Here is a 23,988-nt window from a genome sequence, read left to right as displayed (position 1 = left end):
ACTAGGTCTTGCATTGTACCAAGCTCTATGCAAAGATAATTGTAAAAAAATACGGTAACTCGATAGAAGTATCGTACTTAAATAACAATTGATGCTGCCAAAATACAGTTGATTACAAAATAGTGTTTTCAATTAATGTTAATTGGCAAATAATCACTTGCATCCAAATCAAGCTTTAGTCAATGTCAGTAGCCATTGATTAACTTTGTACAGCATAACCCAAAAAAACGGCATTAGTATGTTTCAGAAGTATCAGTTTACATAGCGTGTGGTTGAGTTTCCCTTAAAAGGATAGAAGTCTTTACTAAGGCAGTGACTGTCTCATTCAAGACGTTACTAGGATTCTTTCAAGCGTCAGAACTACTAGTTTTCGGCGAATTTTGGATTGTACATTCAACGACTTAGTACCGAGTTCGATATTTATTAGAAGCTTGTGCTTTTATCAGCAGTTAAACCTTTGCTAAATCTGTGTTTTAATCGTTTCCAAATAAGATTAGAGCGAGACTATTAATGGTTTTCCTGTCTAATTAAGAGCTAATTTATTCATCTTTAAGGTTGAGGAGTTAAGGAGTCATGTCGAATTTTCGCTGGAATTATAGATCCATAGTGTTCCTGGTTTTGTTGCTAGATATTCTAGCTATCCTGGTTTTTTCTTCAGCCAAAAGTCAGGCTGAACTGCCTAAATCTGATGTATCTCCGACTGAAGTAGAACAAAACAAAGCTCCAGAAGCAGTTGTAAATCAAACAGTAGACACTTCAATTGCACCAGTCACTCGTAAAAAAGCTCCAAACGAGCTTCAAGATCGAGTGACACCTGTCTCGCAATTGTTGCAAGTTGCACCGCCAGCTAACAAAAAAGCTCCAAATAATACAGCAGGGCAAGTAACATCTGTCTCGCAACTATCAGATATTAAGCCGACAGATTGGGCATTTCAAGCATTACAGTCTCTAGTTGAGCGCTACGGTGTAATTGCAGGATATACAGATAGTACATTTAAAGGCGATCGCTCCTTAACGCGTTATGAATTTGCAGCTGGATTGAATGCAGCTTTAGATCGCCTCAATGAACTAATAGCGACTTCGACAACAGATTTAGTCAAACGCGAAGACTTGGATACCATCAAAAAACTACAAGAAGAATTTTCTCCAGAACTCGCTCAACTTCGGGGACGCTTAGATGGCTTGGAAGTACGAAATGCGAAGTTAGAATCAACTCAGTTTACGACCACAACCAAACTTATAGGTCGCTCTCAGATTGTTCTTGGCGATCTTATAGCAGGCAATAATGTCGTCACCAAGAGACCAGCACCTCACAATCCCACACTTCAAGGCGTAACTTCTTTACGGTTAAACACCAGTTTTAACGGTAAAGATTCACTAGGTATAACAATAGGAGGTGGAAATCTTGAATCATTGGGACAAACAAGAGCCGGATTATTAGGAACTTATGAGGGGAGAACTTCTGATAACTCCAGTATTACTTTTCCACGCAATACTATTATTCTTAGTGGTGTTCGCTATCGGTTTCTACCTTTTCCAAATACCCAGGTCAACATTTATCCCTTGTCTGACGGAGCTAGTGAGATAGGTCTTTCTGGTCCGGTTAACCCATATTTTGAATCGTCTTCTGTGACTGGTGCTAATGGGATTTCACGATTTTCACGGCGGTCTTTGGTCTATAACTATGGAGATAGCGGCCCCGGAATTGCCATACTCCAGGGATTAGGCAAACAGGTTCAATTCGGGATAGCGTACAGCGCACCAAACGGTGGTAATCCCACAGCTAATAATGGCTTATTTACAGGCAGGTATTTAGCTTTAGCACAGTTAATATACTACTCCGGTAATAGGAATTTTCGGGTGGCTGCAACTTATGTTAATACCTATAGCCCACCAAGGACACTAGGTTTTAGTGGGACAAATTTCGGTCCAGCAGTCGGGAGTAACTTGGTAAACAGCACCGTGGATGGAGTCGCAACTCTAGGCAACCTTTATGGTCTACAGGCGTTCTATCAAGTTAGTTCCAAGTTGGCAATCAATGCGTGGGTAAGTTATGGGGTACACCGCTATTTGGGGCGCGGAGATGGCGAAGCTATGGATTGGGCCGTAGGACTTGCATTCCCGGATCTTTTTAGTGAAGGTGCTTTAGGGGGGGTTTTAGTTGGTATGGAGCCAAAACTCATCAGTCTTAGTAATAATGTAAATTTGGGAAAAGGTTTCGGACAAGCGGACAAAGATACTTCTCTGCACGTTGAGGCATTCTACCAATATAAAATCGGAGATCATATTGAGGTTACACCAGGTTTGATCTGGATTACTGCACCAGATTCGGATGCCAGCAATCCTGATAGTTTATTTGCTTGGATTCGTACTGTCTTTAGGTTTTAACCGAATGGCACTCCCCGGACTGAATAAAAATTTGCTTACATTTGTTTAATTAAAAGTCCGGGGATTCTTAAGTCTTAAGGGAGCGATCGCTCTTAACCCACAAACAGACACGTTAAAGACAAAGCCCAATCCAATTTCGCGTCTCTACTTATCCAGACAAAACCGTTTATGCCTCCTGCCCAGTGGTATCAAATTAACGTAAAAACCAGTCTAGACACAGCTTTGAGAGATTGTCTTGTTGTCTGGTTCCCACTTTTTGACTCGCGGCAGAGCCGCAATGACAAGCATTTCCAACCTCTGGCTGGAAACGAAGTTTGAAAAGGAGTTTTAGCTTAAGTTGACACCCATGCCTCCTGCCTCACCCAACAAAGTTGATACATAAATTTACCTTTGAAGTTGTTTGGTAAAATGCTTGCTTTTTGTCGAAAACTGTGAAAAACTCTATTATGCTAAAACTACGGTTTATCGATCAAGTTAAAGTAATTTACAGTATCAAGTTGGTGAAAATTTGTATTAAGGGATCGCAATTTATAGATTTTTAAATATTGATTTTGCAGCATGGATGGGGTGAAAATTTGACGCTTAAGACTTTATAAATGGGGGGGAATGGTAGATGCTGAAGACGTTAACAAACGATTTTGAACTCGACTTAGAAGCAGATGTGCTTGTAATTGGAGGTGGGCCAGCTGGAACTTGGGCGGCATGGAGTGCTGCATCAAATGGAGCTAAAGTCATCCTGGTAGATAAAGGATATTGCGGCACAACTGGATGCGCTGCTGCATCTGGAAATGGTGTGTGGTATGTGCCACCCGATCCAGAAGCACGGGAAACAGCAAAGGCGAGTCGGGAATCGTTGGGTGGGTTTTTAGCCGATCGCAATTGGATGGATCGAGTACTAAATCAGACCTATATCAACGTTAATCAGTTAGCAGAGTGGGGTTATCCTTTCCCTACCGACGATGAAGGTAAACCCTATCGGCGATCGCTGCAAGGCCCGGAGTATATGCGGCTGATGCGGCGGCAAATTCAACGCGCTGGAGTCAAGATTTTAGATAACAGCCCCGCCTTAGAATTACTGGTTGATGACGATGGTGCTGTTGCTGGTGCAACGGGTGTAAATCGTCAGACTGGTGAGAAATGGATAGTGCGATCGCATTCCACAATCATTGCTACAGGCGGCTGTGCGTTTCTCAGTAAAGCGTTAGGATGCAACGTCCTGACGGGGGATGGTTATCTGATGGCGGCAGAAGCAGGTGCTGAGATGTCGGGTATGGAATTTTCCAATGCTTATGGCATCTCTCCCGCCTTTTCTTCAGTTACCAAAACCCTGTTTTATAATTGGGCAACCTTCACCTACGAAGACGGTACTGTAATTCCGGGGGCAAGTTCTCATAGACGGTCAATAATTGCCCAGACATTATTGCAACAGCCAGTTTACGCCATCATCGACAAAGCGGCAGAATCGATGCGGCCATCTATGCGTTTAGCACAGCCCAACTTCTTTTTACCCTTTGACCGTGCAGGTATCGATCCATTTACTCAACGTTTCCCTGTGACTCTACGCCTAGAAGGAACTGTACGCGGTACGGGAGGAATTTGGATTGTCGATGAGACTTGTACAAGTTCTGTACTAGGACTGTATGCGGCTGGAGATGCGGCTACACGGGAACTGATTTGTGGCGGATTTACTGGCGGTGGTAGTCATAATGCGGCTTGGGCAATATCTTCTGGCTATTGGTCGGGGAAATCGGCTGCTGAATATAGCCGTAGTTTGGGAGAACATAAAACTCAAGGACAAGTTAAGGGTGTTGGAGAAGTAGGATTACAGAGTGGGAGCGATCGCTCCTTAGCGACTGATGAAGTAATTCAGGCAGTCCAAGCTGAAGTATTTCCTTACGAAAAGAACTATTTCCGCACAGAACAAGGTTTAACTGAGTCTTTGGGTAAGCTCAATCATCTTTGGCAAGAACTTCGTAGTAGCCAAGTAACATCAGGTAAAGAGCTAATCCGGGGGCGAGAAGCTGCGGCGATGGTAGCCACAGCACGATGGATGTACAGCAGTGCCATTGAACGTAAAGAAACTCGTGGGATGCACAAACATCAAGACTATCCAGAACAAGATGTCAATCAGCGACATCACCTGATTAGTGGCGGATTAGATCGAGTCTGGGTGAAGAGTCAGCCGCTAAATATTACAGAAAAGTCTTTAGCTAAAATAGGAGCAGCAGTGTGATTGAGTTGGTCAGCGAGTCGCGGTGCATAAAATGTAATATCTGCGTGAATATTTGTCCAACCAACGTATTTGACAGAGTACCTGATGCGCCGCCAACCATTGCCCGACAGAGTGACTGTCAAACCTGTTATATGTGCGAATTGTATTGTCCAGTTGATGCGCTTTATGTTGCACCAGAGAGCGATGTAACAACTTCAGTTAACGAAGCAGAATTGGCAGAAGTTGGGCTACTGGGTAGTTATCGGGAAAACGTCGGTTGGGGACATAAACGCACCTCAACAGCAAAAGCCGATCAAACATTCCAGATTTTGAAGCAGATAAAATAGTGCGACGGAGAAAATAGTCATGCTGTCGTTCAAAGTAGGAACAGGTTCTATCAGTAAAAATAAATTTACTTCCAGATTATCGACTTCAGTGGCTTGTGTTCTACTGCTACTAACTACAGCATGTAGTCAAGGCGAAACTAAATCTGCTCAATCCATTGAGGCTGTTAATGTCAATAACACTGATGTTTCCAATATTTCTACCCTACGAATAGGTTATGTAGGTAGTTCAGAACCTACAGGAGCACTTGGTTGGGCAAAGAAAAAGGGAATACTAGAGCGTGAGTTGCAAAAAGAGGGATTTAAAAACATTACTTTTGCCAGATTTCCTAACGGGCCGGATCTCAATGAGGCGCTTGTTGCCGGACAATTAGATGTTGGTTCTTTAGGCGATACACCAGCCATAGTTTTGAGAGCTAAGGGTGTCGAAACGCGACTGCTGCGGATCAGTCAATTTAATACAACCGCCTGGCTAGTAGCGAAAAAGAATGGCCCGCGATCGCTTGCTGAACTTAAAGGTCAAAAAGTAGCTACCCAAAAAGGTTCTTATATGCATCGATACCTCCTGGGTCTATTAGCTGAAGCTAAAATTCCCAAGGATGTAAAAATTGTTCACTTGATGACTACTGAGGCAAAAGCGGCTTTAGAACGTGGTGATGTAGCAGCTTATGCAACCTCAAGCGATTTGGGGCCTTATTTGAAATCACAAGGGTTTCCAGTGATTGATTCTTCGGCGAATCATCAAGGTTTATCAGGAACATCATTAGTTGTCGCAACTGAAAGCTTTCTGGCGAAACAGCCTGATTTTCCCCAGAAATTTAATGCAATTCTCACAGAAGCAGCCAAAGATTTAAAAGCTAATTCTGAAGAATATTATCAGTATCATGCCCAAATTACTAAATATCCCATCGATATTATCAAAGTATCGTTCCCACTCAAACAGGTATCAGAAGAACCATTACCAGCGGATGGTGTGAAACTTTTAGAAGGAACAAAGAAATTTTTAGTCTCGCAGGGGTTAGCAAAATCGGACTTTAAATTAACAAACTGGGTTGCTGAAGAAAAATAGGGAGTGGGGGGATGAGGGAGCAGGGGAGGCAGGGGGAGGCAGGGGGAGCAGGGGGAGCAGGAATAAGTAGCTTTTCTAAGCAAGAAAAACAAATTTTTGTAATTAAGTCTTTCAAAAGCGCAATTTTCAGGTTCAAAGGTGCAACTTTCAGGCTAAAAGGCTCAACTTCCAGGGTCAAAGGTGCAACTTCCAAGCTAAAAGGTGCAACTTTCAGGGTCAAAGGTGCAACTTCCAGGTTCAAAGGCTCAACTTCCAAGCTCAAAGGTGCAACTTCCAGGCTCAAAGGCTCAACTTCCAAGCTCAAAGGTGCAACTTCCAGGCTCAAAGGCTTTTTGTTTTCCTCCTGGCTCTTACCTTTTGACTAAATCTATCTAAAAATTCAGGTAAAATGCTATGACTATTGCACTAGACCGTCCACAGAAAACCAAGTCTGCTCAAATTCGAGAAAAACTGGGTTATTCGATCATTGACACCGATGTACATACCCAAGAATTTCCCCCAGCATTCTTGGACTATTTAGAGCAAGTTGCTGGAAGTGCGATCGCACAGCGTTTTCAAGAACACTTACCCGGTGCATCTCGCTCTAAATGGTTCAACCAATCTTGGGAAGAACGCCGTACTCACCGCACCGCCCGCCCTCCGTTTTGGACTCGTCCCACTAACGACGCTTTAAATTTAGCTACTGTTAGTTTGCCTAAGTTGCTGCACGAACGCTTACAAGAAGCTGGTACAGACTTTGCCGTTGTGTACCCCAACTTGGCAACAATGGCACCACACATTGGTAATGAAGAAATGCGACGGGCTGTTTGCCGTGCAACTAATACTTACCACGCTGATATTTTCCGTCCTTATAGCGATCGCTTAACACCCATTGCTGCCATCCCGATGAATACACCCGAAGAGGCGATCGCAGAATTAGAATATGCGGTGAAAGTGCTGGGACTCAAAGCAATTCAAATCCCCGGCCATATCCGCCGCCCGATTCCCGCCTTCGAGAAGTATGGCGAAGAAGTAGCCAACGAAGCCATCTGGATTGATACCTTTGGCTTGGATAGTAAATATGATTACGATCCATTCTGGGCGAAGTGCGTAGAACTGAAAGTTGTACCCACCACCCACTCTTCTGGTATGGGCTGGATCAATCGGCGTTCCATTAGCAATTACCAATACAACCATATTGGTCACTTTGCATCGGCTGGGGAAGCATTGTGTAAATCTCTATTCTTTGGTGGTGTAACTCATCGCTTCCCCACACTCAAGTTTGCCTTTTTAGAAGGAGGTGCAGCTTGGGGTGCTAGTTTGTACACCGATTTGATTTGGCACTGGGATACCCGCAATAAAGACCATTTGGTGGAAAACAACAATCCCGCCAATGTTAATTATGAAGAACTGCTGGAACTCTATACCCGCTATGGTGGTGAACTAGTACATGATCGTTTGGATCAACTAGGCAGTGGTTTAGGTTTCCACGCTGACTTAGTATCTCCCTTAGAACCAGGTGATTTGGATGAATTCGCCGTTGCAGGAGTTGAGAAGCCAGAGGATATCCGCGATCGCTTCTTGAATCATTTCTACTTCGGTACAGAATCAGATGATACCCGTGTAGCTCAAGCTTTTAACCGTAAAGCTAATCCTTATGGTGATCGCGTTAAAGCCTTCTTGGGATCTGATTCGGGTCATTGGGACGTACCTGATATTACTGCGATCGCAGCTAATACCTATTCAATGGTAGAACGCAAGATTATCAGCGAAGAAGATTTGCAATATTTCCTGTCAATTCATCCCTTGGAGTTGTACACCAGCTTGAATCGTGACTTCTTTAAAGGTACGGCTGTCGAGAAAGCCGCAGATGAATTTTTGGCTGCAAAAGGGAGTAGGGGAGATGAGGGAGATGAGGGAGATGAGGGGGATAATGCCCAATGCCCCATGCCCAATGCCCATAAACATTTGAATATTTAGAGTAAAATATCATGACGATCGCTCTAGACCGCCCACAAAAAACCAGGTCTGCTCAAATTCGGGAAAAACTTGGTTATCCGATCATTGACACCGATGTACATACCCAGGAATTTGAACCAGCAGTCTTGGATTATTTAGAGCAAGTTGGTGGAACAGCACTTGTCGAACGTTTCAAAGAGAATTTACCAGGATCTTCTCGCTTCAAGTGGTATAAGCAAAGTTGGGAAGAACGTTTTGCTTATCGCTCCAATCGCCCTAATTGGTGGGGTCGTCCGACAAAAAATACTTTGAATTTGGCTACCATTAGCTTGCCCAAGTTGCTGCATGAGCGGTTGGGAGAAGCAGGTACAGACTTTGCCGTTGTGTACCCCAATTTGGCAACAATGGCTCCGAATATTGGCAACGAAGAAATGCGGCGGGCTGTTTGTCGGGCAGTTAACACCTACCATGCTGATATTTTCCGCCCTTATAGCGATCGCTTAACACCCATTGCTGCCATTCCACTGCACACTCCCGAAGAAGGGATTGAAGAGTTGGAATATGCAGTGAATGTTCTCGGACTCAAAGCAATTCAAATTCCTGGTTACGTTCGTCGTCCAATTCCTGCTTTTGAGAAGTATGGCAAAGAAGTAGCTAACGAAGTGGTTTGGATTGATAACTTTGGCTTAGATAGCGAGTATGATTACGATCCATTCTGGGCTAAGTGCGTAGAACTGAAAGTTGTACCCACAACTCACGCATCTAGCCAAGGTTGGACAACTCAGCGTTCTGTCACTAACGCTCAGTACAATCACATAAATCACTTTGCCTTTGCGGCAGAAGCATTATGCAAATCGCTGTTCTTTGGTGGAGTTACCCGCCGCTTCCCGCAATTAAAGTTTGCCTTCTTAGAAGGTGGTTCAGCTTGGGGTGCTAGTCTATACGCTGATATTATTTGGCATTGGGAAACCCGCAATAAACAACATTTGTTGTCAAATAACAATCCTGCTATTATCGACAAGGAAGCATTAGTAGAGTTATATACTCGCTATGGTGGCGAACTAGTAGATGGACGCTTAGATAAAATTGGTGACGGTTTAGGATTCCATCATCAACTATTAGCTCCAGAAAATCCAGGCGAACTCGACGAATTTGAACTAGCAGGAATAGAGAAGCCAGAAGATGTGCGCGATCGGTTCTTGAATCACTTCTACTTCGGTACAGAATCAGACGATACCCGTGTAAGCCAAGCATTTAACCGTGCCGCTAATCCCTTTGGGGACAGAGTTAAAGCCTTCTTAGGTTCCGATTCCGGTCACTGGGATGTGCCTGATATCACCGCCGTTACTGCCAACGCCTACTCAATCGCAGAACACGAAATCATTACCGAAGAAGACCTCCGCTACTTCCTCTCAATCCATCCTTTAGAGTTGTACACCAGTCTTAATCAAGACTTCTTCAAAGGTACAAGTGTTGAGAAAGCCGCAAATGAATATCTGTCATTATTCATTGGTCAGTAGAGACGCGATTAATCGCGTCTGTACAATGGTCATTGGTCATTTGCAAAGGACAAATGACTAATGACAAAGGACAATTTTTTACAACGTTCCATGTTCCATTTCCTCTGTTCACTTGTGGGGTGGGTCTTACCCACTCTGCATTTCTCCTAAATTCTGTATCTAATGTCAATTTCACAAATAGAACTTATAAACATTTGATAAATTCCTAAGTTTTATTAATAAGCATTTTTCTGTGTTTGCCCTAATTACGAATTACAAGGATGATTTGATTATGGTGCTAGATATTACAAAACCAAAGGATTACATTGACCTAGCAGCTTCTTTATCCAAGGAACTTGCTCAATCCGCAGTTGAACGGGATGCCAAAGCTGGAGTTCCAGAAGAGGAAATTAATAGACTGCGTGAGACTGGCTTGCTACCACTGATTGTGCCCAAGCAATATGGTGGAATTGGTGCAACTTGGATTGATGCCTTAAAAATTGTCAGAAAGCTATCAAAAGCAGATGGATCAATTGGTCAATTATATGGTAATCATCTCAATTTGACAGCTTTAGGTCATGTTTCCGGCACGCCGTCCCAAAAGGAAAAATATTATAGAGAAACTGCTAAAAATAACTTATTTTGGGCAAACGCCATCAATACAAAAGACACTAGGCTGAAAATTAATCCAGAAGGTGAGAACTTTCGGGTTAATGGTGTTAAAAGCTTTGGTACAGGTATTTCTGTTGCAGATTATCGGGTATTCTCCGCTTTGGAAGATGGCGTAGAATTGCCCTTCATATTCATAATTCCCAAACAAAGGGAAGGGTTAGTTTCCAATCAAGATTGGGACAACGTTGGGCAACGTCGCACTGATAGCAGTAGTTATACATTTAATAATGTGCTAGTAGAAAAAGATGAGATTTTGGGGCCACCCAATCCCCCTGATAATGCCTTCTCAACTTTTCTTGGCATTATTGCCCAGCTAACAAAAACCAACGTATATCTGGGAATTACTAAAGGAGCCTTCGCCGCCGCTCGTGAATATACTAAAACTACTACTAAACCGTGGATTACATCAGGAGTAGATAGTGCTACTCAAGATCCATATATTCTGCATCATTACGGTGACTTTTGGGTGGAAATTCAAGCTGCGATCGCTCTAGCTGACCAAGCAGCCGAAAAGGTGCAAGCAGCATGGGACAAAGATGTAGAACTCACTCCTCAAGAAAGAGGAGAAGTAGCGATCGCAGTTTCCGCGTCCAAGGCATTAGCTACCCGTGTAGGTATAGATATTACCAACCGCATCTTTGAAGTTACCGGAACTCGCGCCACTGCAACTAAATATGGGTTTGATCGTTACTGGCGAGATTTGCGAACCTTTACCCTGCACGATCCTGTGGATTACAAATTGCGAGCGATCGGTGATTGGGTACTTAACGAGCAGCTACCCGTTATCACTCAATATTCTTAGGTCATTGGTTATTTCTCTCTCCACCTTTATCCTCAAAGACGCGATTCATCGCGTCTCTACTTACCAATCTAAAATCCAAAATTGATATGACTCAACTAAAAACACTTCCTACCTACGACCCAAGTTTATTTGAGGGAGCCGCAGAGGGCTACGCTCAATATAGAACCAAATACCCACCGATTGTATTCGACAAACTAGCCGAAATATTTCATCTCAATGGTCAAGGACGACTCCTTGATTTAGGTACTGGCCCAGGATTAATTTCAATTGGTCTACGAACCAAATTTGAGGAAGTTGTGGCGATCGATCCCGAGCCCGACATGATTGCAGAAGCTAAACGGCAAGCAGCAGCAGTTGGAGCAAATAATATTACTTGGTTAGAACAAGGAGCAGAATTCATCGACTCTAGTTTAGGGACATTTAAGTTAGCCACTATCGGTAGAGCCTTCCACTGGATGGAACGTGAATTAGTACTTGAGAGGCTTTATGAATTGCTTACTGATGATGGTGGATTAACACTGCTTCAAACTGGTGATAATCCTTGGGAAAGCAATTTACCTTGGAAACAAGCTGCTGTTGGAGTAGTGAAAAAATGGTTAGGTGAAGAACGCCGAACTGGCTTACGAGGACAAGGCATTCGTAAGCCAGTCGATCCTCCCCATGAAGTCGTAATTGGCAATTCGGCTTTTGCTCGTCAAGAAACCTATGAAGTGCTATTTGAAAAATCTTGGACTGTCGATAGCTATCTTGGCTACTTATACACTACAGCTTTCTCTCTGAAAATTTTCTATGGTGATAACGCCCCAGCATTTGAAAAGGATCTCAAAGAAGCGCTACTAGCAGTTGAGCCGTCTGGGCATTTTACAGAAGAACTCAAAGCTACAATCCGAGTCGCTTGGAAGCACTAGCAAAATTGCACGCAAATAAAATAGAGTTCCATTCACAAATTTCAATTTTCCACTAGCACAACATTGGAGTGGGTCTTTCTCACTCCACTTCCTACATTTTTGCCTCCTAACTATTAAATTCTCAGTTCCTCGAGTCGTTTCAGGGTGGGTTTTACCCACTCTCTTTCTTAATTTCATAGATAAAGTTTAAAAATTACAAATTAAAAAATATTTATTTTAATTTATAAATAACTTAATAAAAAAGATTTTTTGTTTTTTGACATTGCAATTAATCATCACTGTTTTAACCACCTAGAGGAAAATCAATAAAACAACCCATGCCAACTTTAAAAGGAAAATTTGAATTCAGAAAAAGCCCGAAAACAACACGTCGTTCTTTATTATTTGCTTTGGGCTACTGCTTAATGCTATCGACAACCCTATCAAGTTGTGGTGAAGCCAAAAATAACGCTCAACAGTCAACAACTACGTCTGAGCCAGTAGTTTCATCTAATACTACAGAGAAGTCAACTGAGAAAAAAGTAGTGCGGATTGTACGTTCAAAACAACTTACCGCTTTAGCAGTTTTAGAAAAACAGGGTTCCTTAGAAAAGCGATTAGAGCCTCTAGGTTTTAAAGTACAGTGGGCTGAGTTTGCGGCTGGCCCACAACAGCTAGAAGCCGTGAATGCAAATGGACTGGATATCGCATCTACAGCCGAATCGCCTCCTGTATTTTCCCAAGCAGCAGGAGCGCCTCTTGTTTATCTAGCTACTACACACCCTAGTGGTAAATCTATTTCACTTTTAGTTCCTGTAAACTCTCCGATTAAAACTGTTAGCGATTTGAAGGGTAAAAAAGTAGCTTTTCAGAAAGCTTCCATTGGTCACTATTTATTAGTTAAAGCATTAGAAGATGCAGGGTTGAAACTGAGCGATGTCCAATCAGTTTTTTTACCACCGGCAGATGCAAATGCGGCATTCAGTCAGAATAAAGTGGATGCTTGGTATATTTGGGAGCCATTTGCTACTAGAAATGTACAAAATAAAATCGCTCGTGTTTTAGCAGATGGCGGGAAGTTGAGGGATACGGGCAACTTTTACTCAACCTCGCGCCAATTTTATCAGGCTCATCCTGATGTAATCAAAGTGTTTTTAGAGGAGCTAGAAAAGAAAGAAATCTGGACTAAGGATCATCCCAAAGAAGTAGCACAACTGCTTGCTCCTGTAACTCAGCTAGATCCGCCGACTCTAGAAATAATGCATAAGAAATATGATTATGGGCTAGTACCAATTACCGAGAAAACTATTATCAAGCAACAGGAAGTTGCAGATAAGTGGTACAGCCTCGGACTTATCCCCAAAAAGGTAAATGTTAGAGATGGCTTTTTAACGCCTGAAGAGTACGCCAAAATTACTCCCTCTGATGTTCTAGCAAATAAGTAATTATCTGAAGAAAAAATTAAAGGACAGGAGAGTATTATGCCTACCTCGACTTTGACAAAGGTTAAAATTAGTCCTATCGATGCACCTTTAGGAGCTATAGTTACCGATTTTGATGCCAGTCAAGCGATCGCACCTGAAGTTATATTACAACTTAAGCAAGTTCTGCGCGATCGCCACATCTTGATCTTCAAAGACCAAAAGCTCTCTGATGAACAGCTTTTGAACTTCGCTCTATACTTTGGCGCACTGTTTGTACCATCTGATGAAACTCCAGTCTTAGCTTCTAAACCGGGAGAAACCCCAGTGGTGATTCCGATTTCCAACGTCGATGGAGGCTATACCGGTACTGGAGAACTGACTTTTCATTCTGACCACAAATGGACTCCTATCCCATCTAGCGGTTCGCTTCTTTATGCCTTAGAAATACCTTCTCAAGGTGGAGATACTTATTGGTTAAACACCAATTTAGCCTATGAGGCATTAGATGAAGCCACCAAAGAACGGATTGCAGATTTACAATTAATTACCTACAACCCATTTTTGCGAGATCGGAATGCACCGCGCTCTTTGTACCGTTTGGATAAGAATATTCCTTTAATCAGTCCTGTTTTTCCCCATCCTTTAGTTAGGACACATCCAGAGAGTGGTAAAAAGCATCTTTACTTAGATGCTGCTACAGAAGTGGAAATTGTTGGGTTAGAGCCAGAAGAAGGATCTAAACTGATTGAACAGTTGAGGCAACATCTAAATCAACCCAAATTCTACTACCAACACAAATGGTCTGTAGGCGATATTGTCTACTGGGATAATCAAGCTACCTTACATTACCGCCAAGCATTCAATCCGAATGAGCGACGAGTATTAAAACGGGTTAGCCTTGCAGGTAGTCGTCCCTTTTAGAATTTATAGCTCAGAAGATTAAGCTAATAGGCGTTTGAATATACATTTTATTGGTCAATAGTCAAGAGTTATTCTGGACTATTGACCAATAAAACTTGTCTGAAAATCGTACTCTATGCTTGTAAATCAAAAATAGTAAAAAAATATTTTTGATTTCAAAACAAGTGTTAATGAATACTTTATTTTCAGACCAAACTTGATACACTCTAGACTGAAATTGATAGTTGTTAGCACTCATTAAAAACGCTACAAACAAAGTTATTAAATTTAACTAAAAATAAATATTATGATGCTTTTGGAATTTTTGCAAAGGCTAAATCTGTTTAGCAATAAACAGCTACTGCAATCAAAAATTAAAAATACTAAGACGGTATGTGAGTATAGCCTAAATACTAAACCTATAGAAGCCAAATATAAAATAGAGCCTAAACATATATCTATATTAATGGCTGCTTACACTCTTACCATACCAATAGGTATGGTTGGTTGTAGCCAAGAAACTAAAACTACTCAAAAAGAACTATCCCCAATTAGTACACAATCTCAAAGTCAAACAGTTTCTAATACTCCCCAAAAACAAGAGCTACGAGTTGTTTCTTCTAAGCTTGGTTCTCTTGCAGTGATGAGAAAGCAAGGTACTCTAGAAAAAAGTTTAGCAGCAAAAAATTTTACTGTAAAGTGGCTAGAGTTTGCTGCTGGGCCGCAAGCTTTAGAAGCATTAAATGCTGGTTCCCTTGACATCGCAGTTACAGCTGAATCACCACCTATATTTGCTCAAGCCGCAGGTACACCTCTTGTGTATATTGCAACAACTCGATTTAATGGTAGAGCAGTTTCTTTTTTAGTACCAAAAAACTCTCCGATTAAAAGTGTTGCTGACTTTAAAGGCAAAAAAATCTCCTATCAAAAAGCCTCTATCGCCCACTATGTCTTGCTTAAAGCATTACAAAAAGAGGGACTAAAATTAAGTGATGTAAAATCTCTTTATCTCCCACCTCCAAATGCAAATGTAGCTTTTAGTCAAGGAGGAATTGATGTTTGGGTAGTTTGGGAACCTTACATTACAAGAAATATCCAAAAAAATCTTGGTCGTGTATTAATAGATGGACAAGGACTTCAGGATCTTGGTGGCTTTTATACTACCTCACGTAAATTTGCCAAAGAGCATCCTGATATTCTTAAAGTTTTTCTAGATGAGTTTACCAAAGCTGAAGATTGGTCGCAGAAAAATATTGATAAGTTAGCAGAACTTGAGACTGGTGACGTTGGTATTGATGTACCTACTCTTAAAACAATTCATAGTAAAGCAGTATATGGTTTGCTACCAATCACCGATGAAGTTATTAAAAAACAACAACAAATAGCTGATTTGTGGTATGCACAAGGACTTCTACCAAAAAAAGTTAATGTCAAAGATGGAGTACTTACTCCAAAAGAATATGCAGCATTCACACCTGATTCAATTAAATCTAACAAGTAAATCATTGTAATTAACTTTAATAAGTTGGATCTTCTCATTTATTAAATGATGGTTTTATACCAGTATTCCATCAAAAATTGAGGTGCAAAAATGTTTAAAAGTTTTGTGAAATCTAAGACAACAATTATCAGTAAGTTTGCCTTGTTTACAATACCTGGTTTTCTAGCTTTATCTACTACTTTAATCAGTTGTACGTCAACTGTATCTAACACAAATACAGGAACTGAGCCGAAAGCAGAACCAGCAGGGGCTAAAACTATAACTTTTAAAACAAAGGTGCTGCGAATAGGGTATCAAAGCTCTGGTGATTTAGTTAGAGTCACAGGAGTTTTAGAAAAACGTTTAGAGCCTTTGGGCTTGAAAGTAGAGTGGTCACAATTTGCTCAAGGGCCACAACTTATGGAAGCGATGAATGTGGGCAAAATTGATATTGGTTCAGTTGGAGAAACGCCTCCGATCTTTGCCCAAGCTGCGGGTGCAAAAATCATCTATTTGGCTGGGAGAAGACTTGATCCTAATTCCGGTAAAGGTAGTGCGGTCGTAGTTCCTAAAAATTCTCCAATTAAAACTTTAGCTCAAATTAAAGGTCAAAAAGTAGTCTTTCAAAAAGGTTCGGCTTCTCACTATTTTATTATCAAAGCCTTAGAAGAGGTGAATCTAAAATATAGTGATATTAAAGTTCTAAGTATGCCCAATGTTGAAGCACGTGGTGCATTTATTCAGGGGACTATTCCAGTTTGGGTAACTGGCGATCCTCATTTAGCTTTGGTAGAAAAACTCCACGGTGCGCGTGTATTGCGAGATGCTACAAATATTGGCACTCCAGGCGGGTATTACATAGGAACACGTGAGTTTACTAAAGAAAATCCCGAATTAGTTCGGATCATCCTAGAAGAAATTGATAAAAATGGTCAATGGGCAGAAGCAAATCGTAAAGAAGTAGCCAAACTCATAGCACCTGTACTCAAAATTGATTTACCTATTCAGGAAGTAATTTGTAGCCGTGCTAATTATCGACTTAGAGGAATCACTCCAGAACTAATGCAAGCTCAACAAAGTGTTGCTGATTTGTTCTATAACGAAAAAATATTACCCGAAAAGATTGATGTTCAAGAAGCATTGCTCACACCTCAAGAATATGCAGCTATTACTCCACCAACACTGATAAGTGAAAAGTAGAGAATAATCAGATATAAAGTTTGTTTTTTTAAACAAACTAGAATACCAATTTTCTAAATGAAAAAGGAGATTTATTAAATTAACATAATCTCAAATTTTCATCATAAATTGGTGTTTTAGGAGGTTTAAATAGCAACTTCCTATTATCTTACTTGCTGAAAGAAAGTAAGACTGACAACGTAAAAGCTAAAACTTACAAGGAAAATTACAACTCATGATCAAGCCATTTCAACCACAACGCCGTACAGTTTTAAACGGTAAACAGGTAGAGGCAGGTTTATTCAGTTATTAACTTGGCTAGCTATTACACTGTAGCGGAAGTTTGCCTAACTTCAACAAGGGGCTTAACAAGTTGCTCAACTAACTTGTTAAGCCTATTGTCTGGTTAAGTAAAAACCGAGGAAGAAACAAGCGATCGCGAATCCTTTTAACCTGAGTTCGGGATAAGAAATCCTCAAAAGCCTTGACTTATCGTTATTCGGTCTGAAGCTTTGTTTGAATCTATTCTCTATAAGGCATGTTGTTGAGATTAGTCTCATTTGTGAACCTTATTGACAAAATGATTCAACTTTAATCGCTTCTTTGATCGCTTAGAGTTTTGTTCAATCCTTATAAAATAAGCTTTCTAGCTTCTGGCTTAACCCGAACTCAGGTTTTTTACAGATATGATTTGGAAGTGACAATTAGTTTTAATTAAAATGTTCCACTCAACTTATCAAGTAACAGTGAACAGGTAGAGGCAGGTTTATTCAGCGATTAAGTTAGCGATCGCATCTATTAACTCGCTTGGCTCTACTGGTTTGGCAATATGCTTGTTAAATCCGGCTCTTAGCACCTGTTGAGCGTTCATTTCTCCAGCATAGGCGGTAAGTGCGATCGCTCGAATTTGCCCTCCCTGCTCTGGTGGCAGTGTTCTCAACTGTCGCATGAACATACATCCATCCACTTCTGGCATCCCAATATCGCTTAAAACTATATCTGGCAAGGATTGGGCTAAAGTCACTAGAGCTTCATTGGCTGATGTTACTGCTGTCACATTTGCCCCATATTGCTCTAGTAAAAAGACAATAAATTCTCGCGTATCTGTATCATCATCCACTACTAAAATTTTCACACCATTCAAATTTGAGGATGGCTCAGAGTCGCTACTGTCTTGTTTAATCTCTAATTGATTTTGGATTAACGGTAATCTGACAGTAAAAGTTGCCCCCCGATCTTCGCCCTCACTTTCTACCTGGACTGTGCCGCCATGCAGTTCGACTAAGTGACGGACGATCGCTAATCCTAACCCCAATCCACCAAATTTTCTAGTGGTGCTGCTGTTCTCTTGGCGAAAATATTCAAACACGTAAGGCAGAAAATTAGGGTCGATGCCTTTCCCTGTGTCGCTGACTTGAATGATTGCTGAGTTGGAATTTGACTTAAAACATGATGATAGTCGAATATCAATCCGTCCGCCCTCTGGTGTAAACTTAACTGCATTTGAGAGCAGATTCCAAACGATTTGCTGCAATCGGCTGGAGTCTCCCAAAACTTGTCCCAAATTTGGTTCCAGGCTGATGTGCATCTCAATTGACTTAGCTTCTGCCGATAGCCGCACTGTCTCCATTGCTGCCAAAATCACAGATGTCAGATCGACTGGGTAGATATTCAAGCTGATTTTACCTTGTAAAATCCGGGAGATATCCAGTAAGTCTTCAATCAGTTGAGCCTGTAACTTAGCATTTCGCTCAATAGTCTTCAGCGCTTGAGGAATTGTCTTTTCATCAAGTTTTTTGGTTTGGAGTAGCTTTGACCAACCTAAAATTGGGTTGAGTGGCGATCGCAATTCATGAGAAAGTACTGCCAGAAACTCGTCTTTTATCCGGTTGGCGTTTTCTGCTGCTTTCCGAGCGGTTTGCTCTGCCTCGTATAGGCGGGCACGTTCCATCGCTTGAGCGCACTGTTGTGCTAGTGCCAGCATAAAGGCTTGATCGTCTTGATTAAACTTCTGAATCTCGGTAAAAGCTAGAGACATTCCCCCGATAGCTCGTCCCTCGATGATCAATGGAATCGAAATCCAAGCGCTATAGTTGTACTGGGCGTATTCCTGAACCAGATTTGAGTAACGAGCCACCCTTGTTTCGGTTGGCTCTTGCCAAATAGGTTGCTTAGTTCTTACTGCTTCTGCCAGTGGCGCGGGTGCATTAATCGAGAATCGACGCGATGAATCGACTATTTCTTGTTGATCGCCAACAGTTTGGACAATTTCTAATTCAGTGCCGTTTTGAGTCAGTAGTGCGACAAAAACAAAGCTAGCTCCCAAAGCTGCTATACCTTGTTCCACAATTACTTCAGCGACTTGTGTCGGAGTTAGAGATTCCGAAAGGGCAGCAGTAATGGTTTGCAGACGGGTAGTGCGAGATACTGCGCGTAAAGCCGCCTGTTGAGATTGCTGTGCTTCTCTGTAGAGTCGGGCATTATCAACTGCGATCGCCGCCCGACCAGCCAACTCTTCAGCTAACATCAGGCTTTTGGTATCGTAGCGACGACCTGAGGAAGATACCAAAGTCATAACTCCCAACACCCGTCCCCGAAGGATCAGCGGTACACTCATACCAGATGTTGGATTTAGTTCTTGCAATATTTTCAAGTGACTGGCGTTGTGGGTTAACCCTTGGATCTGTTGATCAGAAATAAAATGAGTAATTTGTGATTTGCCTGTTTCTATTACCTCAGCAACACCTTTTGTTTGGGCCAAGTCAGGTGGATAATTTTGTAACTGTTCTACCAATTCTTGTTTCTCTGGATTGGCATGGGCTGCTGCAACCCGACGGAGTAATTGATTGTCACTAATGATATCAACTAAGCACCAATCAGCAATTTCCGGCACAGCCAAACGCGCTAAACCTGCTAAGGTTGTCTCGTAATCCAATGATGCAGCCAAAATCCCACTAGCCTCAGCCAGAAAACGCTGTTCCTCCTCCACCTGCTTGCGCTTAGTAATATTTCGCGAAGACGCTTGCATCTCTAAAATTTGTTGAGTTTGGCGATCGCGAATCGCTCGAATAGTTGCTTCCAACCAGATATAATGTCCGTCTTTGTGACGCGCACGGTGAGTAATAGTATAAATATCTGGTAAATCGCCATTGACTGGGTAATTTCTCGCAATCTCTACCAAATCGTCAGGGTGAACTAACTCATGGCTAGGATGACCGACTAGTTCCTCTGGTTGATATCCCAGCACTGTGTAGCAAGCTGGTGAAACGTAGAGAATAATTCCATCGACTGTATGGCGGGAAATAATGTCAGTTGAATTCTCAGCTAGCAACCGAAAACGCGCCTCACTCTCGCGCAGTCTGACCTCAGCCTGCTTGCGTTCGGTAATATCGACGCACATTCCCACCCATTCGCGGATTTCGCCTGTTTCGTCGAGTATCGGCACACCGCGTATATTCATATAACGGTATTCGCCGTCATGCCGCAGAACTCGATACTCAGCAACTGCAACGCTGCGTGTAGGAAATGCCTGTTTCCAAATTTCCGCTATCGAGGCACGATCTTCTGGGTGTAGTGCCTCAACCCAACCCCATCCTTTATATTGTTCGGGATTTTGCCCTGTGAACGCCTGCCAAGTTGGAATATCATTAACAACGTTGCCCCAAGGTGCTGCCCTCCAGACAATGGATGCGCTGGCCTCTGCCAGTGAACGGTAACGTGCTTCACTATCGCGCAGTGCAGCTTGTTGTTCGCTCAAATATTGCTGCAAATCAGTAACCTCTTGAGCTTTCAGGTTCTCACTCATTTTAAAAGTATTTAGCTAAAAGCGACTCACCGGGTTCTCCCGTCTGCTGTAATAGTTCTTTAATTTGTTTCATCGCCAGGAGTGAAGGTTGTATCCGTCTATTTTTCCATCGATTTCTAGTGTGGAGGGGAACCCCTAATATCGTTGCCAGTTTCACCTATGTAAATTTAAGGCGCTGTCGAGTCTCACGAACCAATTGTCAATACTTGGCTGTTCGATTGCTGGCATAAGCTCAATCTAAATATATTTTTATTTTTATAATGCAATATAGCAGATGCTATAGCTCTAACTGCACCCATCTAAGGTTATAGAGGTTATCAAGAAGAGGCAGGGGAGAAAAAAGATTACCTACGAGGGGTAGGGCTTGTACTGAAAATCATTTTCTCCTTTGCCCCTCTGCTTTCTTGTAAGTTGGTGATTATGTATTACATCAACTATCATGCAAGCTATTTAAGCTAGTAATAGAATTGTTTCAATTCAGGGGATAAGAATATGAAGGTTTGGCTTGCCTGCTTTTTGGTGCTGTTTGCCTTAGCGGAACTGTTTGACTGGTTGCAAGAATTTAATCTGCCATTACCTATCTATATTTTGGGTGGGGCTTTTTTAGCTGTTGCTTCTAACTATGATAAAATTGTTGGCTCCTATTTAGCTGATTCAAGTATAGAAGCATCGCTTGAACAACCCCAGTTAGATTCACTAACTCCATCTACTAATCCGATTTCTTTTCCAATTACCAGTCCTGTTGAAGATGTTCAAACATCTCAAACAGATGATTAGCACTTGTCTGATTCTATAGTTGACACTAGGCGTAAGCTTGCTTTCAAAGTAGGAATACGTCAACCCCTTCCCTACGGGACGCTGCGCGAACGGGGAAGTCAAAAGGAGCCAGTGCGTTGGGTGGCTCTGCCGACTTGAAGCAACTGGCGTTCAAAAGTCAAACATTTACCAACCCCATAAATAAATTTACTTGCTCTGTACCTTTTTCTTTCTGGTCAAAGTCTCTAACTAGCAAGTAAATTGCTACATTAATAAAAGCTTAGGTTAACTAGCTTTTAACTTAGATTCCGAAAATTGACTTCTGCGCCTGCAACATCTACCCAATTCAGGCTACCGCCTCAACGCCGTGATTAGTGGACTATTAGAAAAACTCCGTGTACCTTTTGTCAAAGTTCAGGATTCCCGTGAAACTTCTAAGAGCAAAAGCTGGCTACAAGTTATTTTTGTTACCAGTGTAGGAGTCACTGCTTTTATCTGGGGAGTTCGGGAACTCAAATGGTTACAGCCTTGGGAGTTAAGAGTTTATGATCAAATGTTGCGATCGCGTCCCGCAGAAGCACCCGATCGGCGGATTTTGTTAGTAACAATAACTGATGAGGATCTCAAACGAGAGAAATGGCCTCTATCAGATCGGACAATCAATCAGCTGTTAAAGAAAATTGAGTCTTATCAACCGCGAATTGTTGGTTTATATCTTTTCCGACCAGAAGACAATAATTTGGCGGCTAATCTCCAAAATCAAGATAACATTGTCACTACCTGTTTGTTCAGCAGCTTGGGTAGAAATGAAATTCCCCCGCCGCCGAATGCTCTTATAGATAATGTTGGGTTTAGCGATGTAGTTACTGACAATGAAAACGATCAAACTCTCCGCCGCAGTTTGTTATTTGCTAACCCTACAGATAAAAAATGTACAACATCATTTGCATTTGGTGCATTAATTGCAATTAATTTTCTGGAAAAACAAGGTATTGAATATGATTTTACTAAAAAAGGAGATTTTCTGTTAGGTAAAACCCTGTTTTTGCGTTTACAACCTAATTCTGGTGGCTATCAACATTTGGATGCACAAGGCTATCAAATATTATTAAATTACCGTCATCCCAACAGCCTCGCCGACCAAGTAACCCTTACAGATGTTCTTAATGATCGAGTCAACTCCAATTTATTCAAAGACCGTTTGGTAATTATTGGCACTACGGCAGCTAATCTCCCACCAAGTGGCTTTTATACGCCCTACAGCGCTTTACCAGATCAGCCAGCCAGAATGCCTGCTCTGTTTATTCATGCACAGATAGCAAGTCAACTCATCAGTACAGTGTTGGATGGGCGACCCTTGATTTGGTATTGGCCCGACTGGGCAGAACTTATTTGGGTGTGGGGCTGGTCGCTATTAGGTAGTATTTTAGCATGGCGGTGGCAAAATCCGCTGCTTTTGCTAGTGATGGAAGCAACAGCTCTACTTGGCTTAGTAGTAATCTGCATTGCTTTGTTTTTGCAAGCCGGATGGATACCATTAATTCCCTCTGCTCTTGCCTTAGTAATTAGTAGTATCTGTGTGATTGCTTATACTAGCTACCAAAATCAACGACAAACTCAGGTGATTATTCTGCAAGTTGAAAAACAACAAGAAGCGATCGCCCAATTAAATGTACTCTTAGAAGATAAAACAGCACTTCCCGATTCCTCTGTTGACTTTCTTCCCCCAATTGATTCACCAGAAATAAAATCAGGTGATTTGCTTTTGAGTGGACGCTACAAAATTTCTCAAACTCTTGGTGCAGGTGGATTTGGTCGGACTTATTTAGCACAAGATACTCAACGACCGGGTAATCCTACTTGTGTAGTTAAAAAGTTAATGCCAGCCCGTCAAGATACACGATTTTTGCAAGTGGCTCGCAGGTTGTTTCATAGTGAAGCTGAAATTTTAGAAACTTTGGGTAAACATCATCAGATTCCCGAACTACTTGCTTATTTTGAAGATAACCAAGAATTTTATTTAATTCAACAATATATTGAGGGACATACCCTAAGCGAAGAATTACCACCTGTACAAAATGTGCAAAACGAATCATTTGTGATGGAAATGCTCAAACAAGTTTTAGAAGTTCTAGAATTTATTCATCAACATCGAGTGATTCATCGCGATCTCAAACCGGCTAATATTATTAGATGCGTTCAAAATAATCGGCTGGTATTGATTGACTTTGGTGCTGTCAAATTGATGCAACCGTCGAGTAGTGAGCAAACAGAATTAGCCACAGTAGCCATTGGGACGCGGGGTTATACACCTCCAGAACAATTTGCCGGTCATCCCCGCTTATGCAGTGACATTTATGCTTTAGGAATGATTGCTATTCAAGCCATAACTGGGATACTACCGCAAGAATTTCACCCAGATCCAGAAACAGGGAATGTGATGTGGCGACAAACGGTACAAGTAAGCGAAGAATTAGCGGCAGTTTTAGATAAAATGGTTTGCTATCATTTTAGCGATCGCTATCAATCAGCCACCGCAGTTTTACAAGATTTAAAACGTTTTTAAACTAATTGAACTAGGTATTGGGGACAGGGACATGCATCAATCCACTTCTAGCGCTCCTAAAGTTTTT

The 23,988-nt window shown here is 41.8% G+C and carries 16 protein-coding genes; 14 read left to right on the top strand and 2 right to left on the bottom strand.

Annotated elements, in window-relative coordinates; genetic code table 11:
• The first annotated feature begins 573 nt into the window (after positions 1 to 573).
• From V7K56_RS23215 to V7K56_RS23200, 4 genes are all read left to right on the top strand, one after another.
• Positions 574 to 2,388: an iron uptake porin gene (locus V7K56_RS23215; RefSeq protein WP_334913998.1), complete on the top strand. Its 1,815-nt coding sequence runs from the start codon at positions 574 to 576 to the stop codon at positions 2,386 to 2,388.
• Positions 2,389 to 3,001: 613 nt separating this feature from the next.
• Positions 3,002 to 4,621 carry an FAD-binding protein gene (locus tag V7K56_RS23210; RefSeq protein WP_334913996.1) on the top strand — a complete coding sequence of 540 codons (1,620 nt, stop codon included), beginning with the start codon at positions 3,002 to 3,004 and terminating at the stop codon, positions 4,619 to 4,621.
• A complete protein-coding gene (locus V7K56_RS23205) occupies positions 4,618 to 4,947 on the top strand; it encodes a ferredoxin family protein (protein ID WP_334745995.1) in 330 nt (109 codons plus the stop codon). The genes V7K56_RS23210 and V7K56_RS23205 overlap by 4 nt, the downstream gene beginning before the upstream one ends.
• A gap of 19 nt (positions 4,948 to 4,966) precedes the next feature.
• A complete protein-coding gene (locus V7K56_RS23200) occupies positions 4,967 to 6,013 on the top strand; it encodes an ABC transporter substrate-binding protein (RefSeq protein ID WP_334913993.1) in 1,047 nt (348 codons plus the stop codon).
• On the opposite strand, the gene V7K56_RS23195 is transcribed toward V7K56_RS23200, so the two are convergent.
• Entirely contained in the window at positions 5,979 to 6,338 is a 360-nt protein-coding gene (locus V7K56_RS23195; RefSeq protein WP_334913991.1) for a hypothetical protein, read from the bottom strand. The two genes, V7K56_RS23200 and V7K56_RS23195, sit on opposite strands and share 35 nt — an antisense overlap.
• A gap of 68 nt (positions 6,339 to 6,406) precedes the next feature.
• On the opposite strand from V7K56_RS23195, the gene V7K56_RS23190 reads away from it, so the two are divergent.
• The 8 genes from V7K56_RS23190 (at position 6,407) to V7K56_RS23155 (ending at position 16,815) form a co-directional block, all read left to right on the top strand.
• Positions 6,407 to 7,972, top strand: coding sequence for an amidohydrolase family protein (locus V7K56_RS23190; protein WP_334913989.1), 1,566 nt, complete (start codon positions 6,407 to 6,409; stop codon positions 7,970 to 7,972).
• 11 nt (positions 7,973 to 7,983) lie between these two features.
• Positions 7,984 to 9,471: an amidohydrolase family protein gene (locus V7K56_RS23185; protein ID WP_334913987.1), complete on the top strand. Its 1,488-nt coding sequence runs from the start codon at positions 7,984 to 7,986 to the stop codon at positions 9,469 to 9,471.
• Positions 9,472 to 9,703: 232 nt separating this feature from the next.
• The gene (locus V7K56_RS23180; protein WP_334913985.1) at positions 9,704 to 10,924 is read left to right on the top strand and encodes an acyl-CoA dehydrogenase family protein; all 1,221 of its coding nucleotides are present in this window, start codon (positions 9,704 to 9,706) and stop codon (positions 10,922 to 10,924) included.
• 86 nt (positions 10,925 to 11,010) lie between these two features.
• Positions 11,011 to 11,832, top strand: coding sequence for a class I SAM-dependent methyltransferase (locus tag V7K56_RS23175; protein WP_334913983.1), 822 nt, complete (start codon positions 11,011 to 11,013; stop codon positions 11,830 to 11,832).
• A 317-nt stretch (positions 11,833 to 12,149) separates the two neighbouring features.
• The gene (locus V7K56_RS23170) at positions 12,150 to 13,256 is read left to right on the top strand and encodes an aliphatic sulfonate ABC transporter substrate-binding protein (RefSeq protein ID WP_334913981.1); all 1,107 of its coding nucleotides are present in this window, start codon (positions 12,150 to 12,152) and stop codon (positions 13,254 to 13,256) included.
• Between the two features lie 36 nt (positions 13,257 to 13,292).
• Positions 13,293 to 14,156 (top strand): TauD/TfdA dioxygenase family protein, encoded by an 864-nt coding sequence (locus V7K56_RS23165; protein ID WP_334913979.1) that lies wholly within the window; start codon positions 13,293 to 13,295, stop codon positions 14,154 to 14,156.
• Between the two features lie 286 nt (positions 14,157 to 14,442).
• Positions 14,443 to 15,636 carry an aliphatic sulfonate ABC transporter substrate-binding protein gene (locus V7K56_RS23160; RefSeq protein WP_334913977.1) on the top strand — a complete coding sequence of 398 codons (1,194 nt, stop codon included), beginning with the start codon at positions 14,443 to 14,445 and terminating at the stop codon, positions 15,634 to 15,636.
• A gap of 90 nt (positions 15,637 to 15,726) precedes the next feature.
• A complete protein-coding gene (locus V7K56_RS23155; RefSeq protein ID WP_334913975.1) occupies positions 15,727 to 16,815 on the top strand; it encodes a sulfonate ABC transporter substrate-binding protein in 1,089 nt (362 codons plus the stop codon).
• Between the two features lie 745 nt (positions 16,816 to 17,560).
• Here the strand turns inward: V7K56_RS23155 and V7K56_RS23150 are convergent.
• Entirely contained in the window at positions 17,561 to 20,599 is a 3,039-nt protein-coding gene (locus V7K56_RS23150) for a hybrid sensor histidine kinase/response regulator (protein ID WP_334913972.1), read from the bottom strand.
• 492 nt (positions 20,600 to 21,091) lie between these two features.
• Between V7K56_RS23150 and V7K56_RS23145 the strand changes: the two genes are divergently transcribed.
• Together V7K56_RS23145 and V7K56_RS23140 are read left to right on the top strand one after the other, a co-directional pair.
• Positions 21,092 to 21,376 (top strand): hypothetical protein, encoded by a 285-nt coding sequence (locus V7K56_RS23145; RefSeq protein ID WP_334913970.1) that lies wholly within the window; start codon positions 21,092 to 21,094, stop codon positions 21,374 to 21,376.
• A gap of 346 nt (positions 21,377 to 21,722) precedes the next feature.
• On the top strand, positions 21,723 to 23,921 hold the full coding sequence (locus V7K56_RS23140; protein WP_334913968.1) for a CHASE2 domain-containing protein: 2,199 nt from the start codon (positions 21,723 to 21,725) through the stop codon (positions 23,919 to 23,921).
• The last annotated feature ends 67 nt before the right edge of the window (positions 23,922 to 23,988 follow it).

This window comes from Nostoc sp. (assembly GCF_036917535.1).
In the GTDB taxonomy this organism is placed as follows: Bacteria; Cyanobacteriota; Cyanobacteriia; order Cyanobacteriales; family Nostocaceae; genus Nostoc.
Note: the sequence above shows the minus strand (reverse complement) of the source record. Positions and strands in the feature narration are given on the sequence as shown.